The organism is Variovorax sp. 20P10.2.4 (assembly GCF_058244205.1).
Genome location: NZ_JBZAYE010000356.1, coordinates 1 through 7,562 on the forward strand (window position 1 = coordinate 1; position 7,562 = coordinate 7,562).

The 7,562-nt window shown below is 68.3% G+C and carries 6 protein-coding genes; 5 read left to right on the forward strand and 1 reads right to left on the reverse strand.

The window, feature by feature from the left end:
• From infB to AC27VN_RS26625, 5 genes are all read left to right on the forward strand, one after another.
• Positions 1-1,891 (forward strand): translation initiation factor IF-2 (gene infB, locus AC27VN_RS26605; RefSeq protein WP_490878472.1); only part of this gene is annotated, 1,891 nt, incomplete at its 5' end.
• A gap of 84 nt (positions 1,892-1,975) precedes the next feature.
• The gene (gene rbfA / locus AC27VN_RS26610; RefSeq protein ID WP_093341767.1) at positions 1,976-2,347 is read left to right on the forward strand and encodes a 30S ribosome-binding factor RbfA; all 372 of its coding nucleotides are present in this window, start codon (positions 1,976-1,978) and stop codon (positions 2,345-2,347) included.
• 2 nt (positions 2,348-2,349) lie between these two features.
• Positions 2,350-3,306: a tRNA pseudouridine(55) synthase TruB gene (gene truB / locus AC27VN_RS26615; RefSeq protein ID WP_296787844.1), complete on the forward strand. Its 957-nt coding sequence runs from the start codon at positions 2,350-2,352 to the stop codon at positions 3,304-3,306.
• The gene (typA, locus tag AC27VN_RS26620; RefSeq protein WP_093341770.1) at positions 3,303-5,135 is read left to right on the forward strand and encodes a translational GTPase TypA; all 1,833 of its coding nucleotides are present in this window, start codon (positions 3,303-3,305) and stop codon (positions 5,133-5,135) included. The genes truB and typA overlap by 4 nt, the downstream gene beginning before the upstream one ends.
• Positions 5,136-5,151: 16 nt before the next feature.
• Positions 5,152-6,075: a DMT family transporter gene (locus tag AC27VN_RS26625; RefSeq protein ID WP_490878473.1), complete on the forward strand. Its 924-nt coding sequence runs from the start codon at positions 5,152-5,154 to the stop codon at positions 6,073-6,075.
• A gap of 21 nt (positions 6,076-6,096) precedes the next feature.
• On the opposite strand, the gene AC27VN_RS26630 is transcribed toward AC27VN_RS26625, so the two are convergent.
• A partial coding sequence (locus tag AC27VN_RS26630) for a hypothetical protein (RefSeq protein WP_490878474.1) occupies positions 6,097-7,562 on the reverse strand: 1,466 nt, incomplete at its 5' end.

Here is a 7,562-nt window from a genome sequence, read left to right on the forward strand (position 1 = left end):
GGAAATCAAGACCCGCGGCGACGCGAGCGGCGGCGTGGGCCGTGGCAACTGGCGCGGCGGTCCGCGCGGACGCCGCGGCAACGACCGTGGCCACGACGACCAGCAGCACGCCCCGGCAGCACCGGTCGAGGCCCGCATCATCGAGGTGCACGTGCCGGAAACCATCACGGTGTCCGAGCTCGCGCACAAGATGTCGGTCAAGGCGTCCGAGGTGATCAAGCAGCTGATGAAGCTGGGCCAGATGGCCACGATGAACCAGGCGCTCGACCAGGACACCGCGATGATCGTGGTGGAGGAAATGGGTCACAACGCGGTGGTTGCCGCGCTCGACGATCCCGAAGCCTTCACCGACGAGGACGTGTCGGCGCAAACCGCCGAAGCCCTGCCGCGCGCACCGGTCGTGACCGTCATGGGTCACGTCGACCACGGCAAGACCTCGCTGCTGGACTACATCCGCCGCGCCAAGGTGGCCGCGGGCGAAGCCGGCGGCATCACGCAGCACATCGGTGCCTACCACGTGGAAACCGAACGCGGCATGGTGTCGTTCCTCGACACCCCGGGTCACGAGGCGTTCACCGCCATGCGTGCCCGCGGTGCGCAGGCCACCGACATCGTGATCCTGGTGGTGGCGGCCGACGACGGCGTCATGCCCCAGACCAAGGAAGCCATCAAGCACGCGAAGGCGGCGGGTGTGCCGATCGTGGTTGCGATCAACAAGATCGACAAGCCCGATGCCAACCTGGACCGCGTGAAGCAGGAACTGGTGGCCGAAGAGGTGGTGCCCGAAGAGTACGGCGGCGACGTTCCGTTCGTCGGCGTCTCGGCCAAGACCGGCCAGGGCATCGACGACCTGCTCGAACAGGTGCTGCTGCAGGCCGAAGTGCTGGAACTCAAGGCGCCGGTGGATGCCGCCGCCAAGGGCCTGGTCATCGAAGCGCAGCTCGACAAGGGCCGCGGCCCGGTCGCGACCGTGCTGGTTCAGTCCGGCACGCTCAAGACCGGCGACGTGGTGCTGGCCGGCTCGACCTATGGCCGCGTGCGCGCCATGCTCGACGAGGACGGCAAGCCGACCAAGACGGCCGGTCCGTCGATCCCGGTCGAGATCCAGGGCCTGACCGAAGTGCCGCAGGCCGGCGACGAGTTCATGGTGATGAGCGACGAGCGCCGTGCGCGCGAAATCGCCACCTACCGTGCCGGCAAGTTCCGCAACACCAAGTTGGCGAAGCTGCAGGCCGCGAACCTGCAGAACATGTTCACCGACCTGTCGGCGGGCGAAGTGCAGACGCTGCGCATCATCATCAAGGCCGACGTGCAGGGCTCGCAGGAAGCGCTCGCGCAATCGCTGCTCAAGCTCGCGACCGACGAGGTCAAGGTGCAGGTGGTGTATGCGGGCGTGGGCGGCATCAGCGAAAGCGACATCAACCTCGCGATCGCCTCGAAGGCGGTGGTGATCGGCTTCAACGTGCGGGCCGATGCCGGCGCGCGCAAGCTGGCCGAGGGCAATGGTGTCCAGCTCAACTACTACAGCATCATTTACGACGCGGTGGACGAGATCAAGGTCGCCATGTCGGGCATGCTGGCACCGGAGCGCCGCGAGGAAATCATCGGCTCGGCCGAGATCCGCACGGTGTTCGTGGCCTCGAAGATCGGTACCGTGGCCGGTTCGTACGTCACCTCGGGCTATGTCACCCGCAGCTCGCACTTCCGCCTGCTGCGCGACAACGTGGTGGTCTACACCGGCGAAGTCGACTCGCTCAAGCGCATGAAGGACGATGTCCGCGAAGTGCGCGAAGGCTTCGAGTGCGGTATCAAGCTCAAGAACTACAACGACATCAAGGAAGGCGATCAACTCGAATTCTTCGAAATCAAGGAGATCGCCCGGACGCTGTAAACGGACGGTCGAACGCGCAGGTCGCGAAGCGCTGAGCTTCGCGATCTGCGCTTTCCACATCCGGGAACGCTTCCGCATTCGCCAATGCCCAAAAGAAAAGCCGCCACTCCCAACCGCGCCTTCAAGGTCGCCGATCAGATCCAGCGCGATCTGACGGAGTTGATCGCGCGCGAGTTGAAGGACCCGCGCGTGGGCATGGTCACGTTGCAGGCGGTGGAAGTCACGCCCGACTATGCGCACGCGAAGATCTTCTTCAGCCTGCTCACCGGCGACGTCGACGAGACCACCGAAGCGCTCAACCAGGCCGCGGGCTTCCTGCGCAACGGCCTGTTCAAGCGCCTGCACATCCACACCGTGCCCACGCTGCACTTCGTGTTCGACCGCACCACCGAGCGTGCCGCCGACATGAACGCGCTGATCGCGCAGGCCGTCGCTTCGCGTTCGAAAGACGACTAGCCATGAATGCGCCACGCACAAGGGTGCAGCGGCGCCCTGTGCATGGGGTGTTGCTGCTCGACAAACCGCTGGGACTGTCCAGCAACCAGGCCTTGCAGAAGGCCAAGTGGCTGCTGCGCGCCGAGAAGGCGGGCCATACCGGCACGCTCGATCCGCTGGCCACCGGCGTGCTGCCGCTGTGCTTCGGCGCGGCCACCAAGTTCAGCCAGCTGCACCTCGACGCCGACAAGACCTACGTCGCCACCGCGCGGCTGGGCATCCGCACCGCCACCGGCGATGCCGAGGGCGAGGTGATCGCCGAACGTCCGGTCCAGGTCACGGCCGAGGACCTGGCGCGCGCCGAGGCGCTCTACACCGGCCCGATCCGCCAGGTGCCGCCGATGCACAGCGCGCTCAAGAAGGACGGCAAGGCACTCTATGAATACGCGCGCGAGGGCATCGAGGTCGAGCGCGCGCCGCGCGACGTCGTCATCCACGCGCTGAAGATCGCGCAGACCGCGGCCGATGCCATCCGCATCGAGGCCTCGGTCAGCAAGGGCACCTACATCCGCACCCTGGGCGAGGACATTGGCGAGGCGCTGGGCTGCGGCGCCCACCTGAGCTCGCTGCGCCGCACCGCCACCGGCGGCTTCGTGGCGGCCCAGTGCATCACGCTCGAGGCCCTCGAGGCCATGGACGAGGACGAGCGGCTGGCGCGGTTGTTGCCTGCCGAATGCCTGGTCGAGGGCCACACGATCGTCACGCTGGGCAGCGAGGATGCAGGGCGCTTTCTGTCCGGCCTGCGTCGGCGCGGGCCGTGGGCCGATGCGGCCCGGGTCGCGGTGTTCGGCGAATCGCCCCCGGCCTTCCTCGGCACGGCCCACGTGGCCGCCCATGAACTGATCCCGGGGCGCTTGCTGAACCCCATCGAAATCCAGCAAATTCTTTTGAACGCACCACAGACCGAAGCGACACCATGACCAAGCAAATCCGCAATATCGCCATCATTGCCCACGTGGACCATGGCAAGACCACGATGGTCGACCAGCTGCTGCGCCAATCGGGCACCTTCGCCGAGCACGAGAAGGTCGTCGACACGGTGATGGACAACAACGCGATCGAAAAGGAACGTGGCATCACGATCCTGGCGAAGAACTGCGCCGTGACCTGGCAGGGCACGCACATCAACATCGTCGACACCCCCGGCCACGCGGACTTCGGCGGTGAAGTGGAACGCGCGCTGTCGATGGTCGACGGCGTGGTGCTGCTGATCGACGCGCAGGAAGGCCCGATGCCGCAGACGCGCTTCGTGACCAAGAAGGCACTGGCCCTGGGCCTCAAGCCGATCCTGGTGGTGAACAAGGTCGACAAGCCCGGTGCCAACCCCGACAAGGTGGTCAACGCCGCCTTCGACCTGTTCGACAAGCTCGGCGCGACCGACGAACAGCTCGACTTCCCCGTGGTCTACGCCTCGGGCATCAATGGCTGGTCCTCGCTCGAAGAGGGCGCGCCCGGCGAGCAGTGGGGTCCCGACATGTCGGCCCTGTTCGACACCATCCTGAAGCACGTGCCCTCGCAGAAGGGCGACCCGGCCGCGCCGCTGCAGCTGCAGATCTCGGCCCTCGACTTCTCGACCTTCGTCGGCCGCATCGGCGTGGGCCGCATCAGCCAGGGCACGCTGAAGCCGATGATGGACGTGCTGGTGATGGAAGGCCCGGACGGCCAGTCCGTCAAGGGCCGCATCAACCAGGTGCTGACCTTCCAGGGCCTGGACCGCGTGCAGGCCACCGAAGCCGGCCCGGGCGAGATCGTGCTGATCAACGGCATCGCCGACATCGGCATCGGCGTCACCGTGACCGACCCCGCGAGCCCGGCACCGCTGCCGATGCTCAAGGTCGACGAGCCCACGCTGACCATGAACTTCTGCGTCAACACCAGCCCGCTGGCCGGCCGCGAAGGCAAGTACGTCACCAGCCGCCAGATCTGGGACCGCCTGCAGAAGGAACTGCAGCACAACGTGGCGCTGCGCGTGAACGAGACCGACGAAGAAGGCGTGTTCGAAGTCATGGGTCGCGGCGAACTGCACCTGACCATCCTGCTGGAGAACATGCGCCGCGAAGGCTACGAGATGGCCGTCTCGAAGCCGCGCGTGGTGTTCCGCAACGTCAACGGCGAGAAGCACGAGCCGATCGAGCTGGTGACGGCCGACATCGAAGAGCAGCACCAGGGCGGCGTGATGCAGGCCCTGGGCGAGCGCAAAGGCGAACTCGTCAACATGGAACCGGACGGCCGTGGCCGCGTGCGCCTCGAGTACCGCATCCCGGCGCGCGGCCTGATCGGCTTCACCAACGAATTCCTGAACCTGACGCGCGGTTCGGGCCTGATCAGCAACATCTTCGACAGCTACGAGCCGCACAAGGGCGAGATCGGCAGCCGCAAGAACGGCGTGCTGATCTCGATGGACGACGGTGAAATCTTCACCTACGCCCTCGGCAAGCTCGACGACCGCGGCCGCATGTTCGTGAAGGCGAACGATCCGGTGTACGAAGGCATGATCGTCGGCATCCACAGCCGCGACAACGACCTGGTGGTGAACGCCACCCGCACCAAGCAGCTCACGAACTTCCGCGTCTCGGGCAAGGAAGACGCGATCAAGATCACGCCGCCGATCGACCTCACGCTCGAATACGGCGTCGAGTTCATCGAGGACGACGAGCTGGTCGAGATCACGCCCAAGAGCGTGCGCCTGCGCAAGCGCTTCCTGAAGGAACACGAGCGCAAGCGCGCGAGCCGCGAATCGGCCGTCTGAGGACCGCCTCCGCGCCATGCCCCTGCACCTGACCCACGGCGGCGCCGTGGGGCTGATGGTGGCCGTGACCCTGATGTGGGGCACGGCGGGCATGGTCACGCGCCATCTCGAGGGCGCGCACAGTTTCGAGATCACCTTCTGGCGCGGCCTGTTCACCGTGCTGTCGCTGTGCGCGATCCTGCCGCTGTGGCGCGGGCCGAAGGTGTTCCGTGCGCTGCTGGCCGGCGGGCGCGAGCTCTGGATCTCGGGTCTGTGCTGGGCCGTGATGTTCACGGCCTTCATGGTGGCGCTCACGCTGGCGTCCACCGCCAGCGTGCTGGTCACCATGTCGCTCGGGCCGCTGCTCACCGCGCTCGCGGCGCGGCTGTTCATCGGCCACAAGCTGCCGGCGCGCACCTGGCTCGCCATCGTGGTGGCGGGGCTGGGCATTGGATGGATGTACGGCGCGCAGCTGCTCGGTGGTGCGGGCGGATCGCTGCTGGGCACGCTGGTGGCGTTGTGCGTGCCGCTGGCCGGCGCCGCCAACTGGACCGTGGTGCAGCATGCGCAGGCCAGGGGCCAGCGCATCGACCTCGTGCCCGCGGTGCTGATCGGCGCCGTGCTGTGCACGCTCGCCACCTTGCCGCTGGCCATGCCGTTCCGCGCCAGCGCGCACGACCTCGGCCTGCTGGCTTTTCTCGGCCTGTTCCAGCTCGCGATTCCCTGCGTGCTGTCGGTGCTCTGCGCCAGCGTGCTGAAGGCGCCCGAGGTGGCGTTGCTGGCCCTGCTCGAGGTGATCTTCGGCATCGCGCTGGCCTGGCTCGGCGCGAACGAGAGACCGGCCCCCAGCGTGCTGACCGGCGGCGCCATGGTGATCGGCGCGCTGCTGTTCAACGAGCTGCTGGCGCTGCGCGGTCGGCGCACGACGGTGGCCGACCAGGCCGTGCCGGGCGCGCACTGAGCGCGGGACTCGGCGCATGGGTTATCGCGTCTTGGGCGGCGGCAGCTTCGGCATCACGAGCGTCGGCGGAGGCGGCGGCGGCTCGGGCAGTTCGAGCGGTCCCAGCGCGGCATCGCTCACGCCCTGTTTCGTGAGCCGCGCCTCGACCACCGCCATCGCGAAGCTGCGTTCGAAATCGCCGGCCACGCGCCAGATGCCGGTGTCGTCGGGCGCCAGCGTGATCTCGGCGCGCAGCGGCAGCGACGCGGCATTGCTGGCTTGCACGCCGCCGAGCGCGCCGAGCCGGCGGTCGTCGTAGACCATCACCACCGGGCAGACCTGCTGCTGTCCGTCTCCGGCCTGGCAGGCGCCGGCGGGTTCGACCTCGGTCAGCGGGAGCCTGGGGTCCGGATCGATCGCCATGAGCGGCGCTTCGCGCAGCGCGCGCAGGCGTTCCTGCAGGTTCTTGGGCGCCCGCATGCGCGCTTCCAGGTTGTCCACGCCTTCGCGCAGCGCGTCCGCGAGCGCCAGCCGGCCGACCGGCTCGGCGTTGTGCTGCGGGCGGCCTTCGGCATCGAGCGCGCCGAAGCGCGCCTCGACGATCGCCGCCTCGGCGCCGCGTACCACCGTGTCGCCGCTCGAGCCGCCGCTGTCGGACCCGATGGTGAAACCGATGGTCTCGGTCTTCCCGTCGCGCGACAGCGTGGCCAGGCAGCCGCGCACCTTGTCGACCTTGAGGAAGCCGATCTCGTGCAGCGCGCTCACGCGGGCCTCGACGCCGGGCTCGGAACGCAGCCGCTCGTCGTTGCTGGTGCTCGATACCAGGCCGTCGAGTTCGCGCCGCGCCAGGTCGCTGTTGCAGGCCGGCAGGGCGTTCAGCTTCCACAGGTACGCGCCCGCCGCACCGATCATCGCGATCACTGCCAGCACGCCGAGCCAGCGCGGAGGCCGCAGCCCCGTCGAGCGCTTGCGCGCCATGACCTTCGAGCTCGCGTTCTCGGCCGCGATGCGTTCGCGCGCCTGCGCGATGATCTGCCGCCGCTCGTCCGCGCCGACGAAGGCCGGCTCGGCCTCCACGCGCGCGGCGATGGCCTCGAAGCGCTCTTCCTCGAGCCAGCCGTCGGTCACCAGCCAGGCGAGGGCGGTGGCCGGGTCGGCACGCTGGTCGGACACCAGCGGCACCCACGGCAGCGCCTCCTCGAGGTCTTCGGCGTCGAGCAGGCCGTCGTCGCGCAGCGCCTGCACCACCGCATGCGAGAGGCCGAGCGCGCCGGCCTCGAGCAGCTCGTCGGATTCGTCGAGCGTGTCCTCCGCGTCCTCGGCCATCGAATCGCCGTGGGTCGCGACGATGCGCTCGATCAGCGCATCCTGGTCCTCGTTCTCGGCCGGCAGCAGCCCGCGCAGCCGCATCCAGGCATAGGCATGGGCCGGCGTGGGTGGCTTGGGCAGGCTCGCGTATTCGGGATGGGCGCGCGCGGCGGCGAGCCGGGGCGCGTCGACCAGGCCCT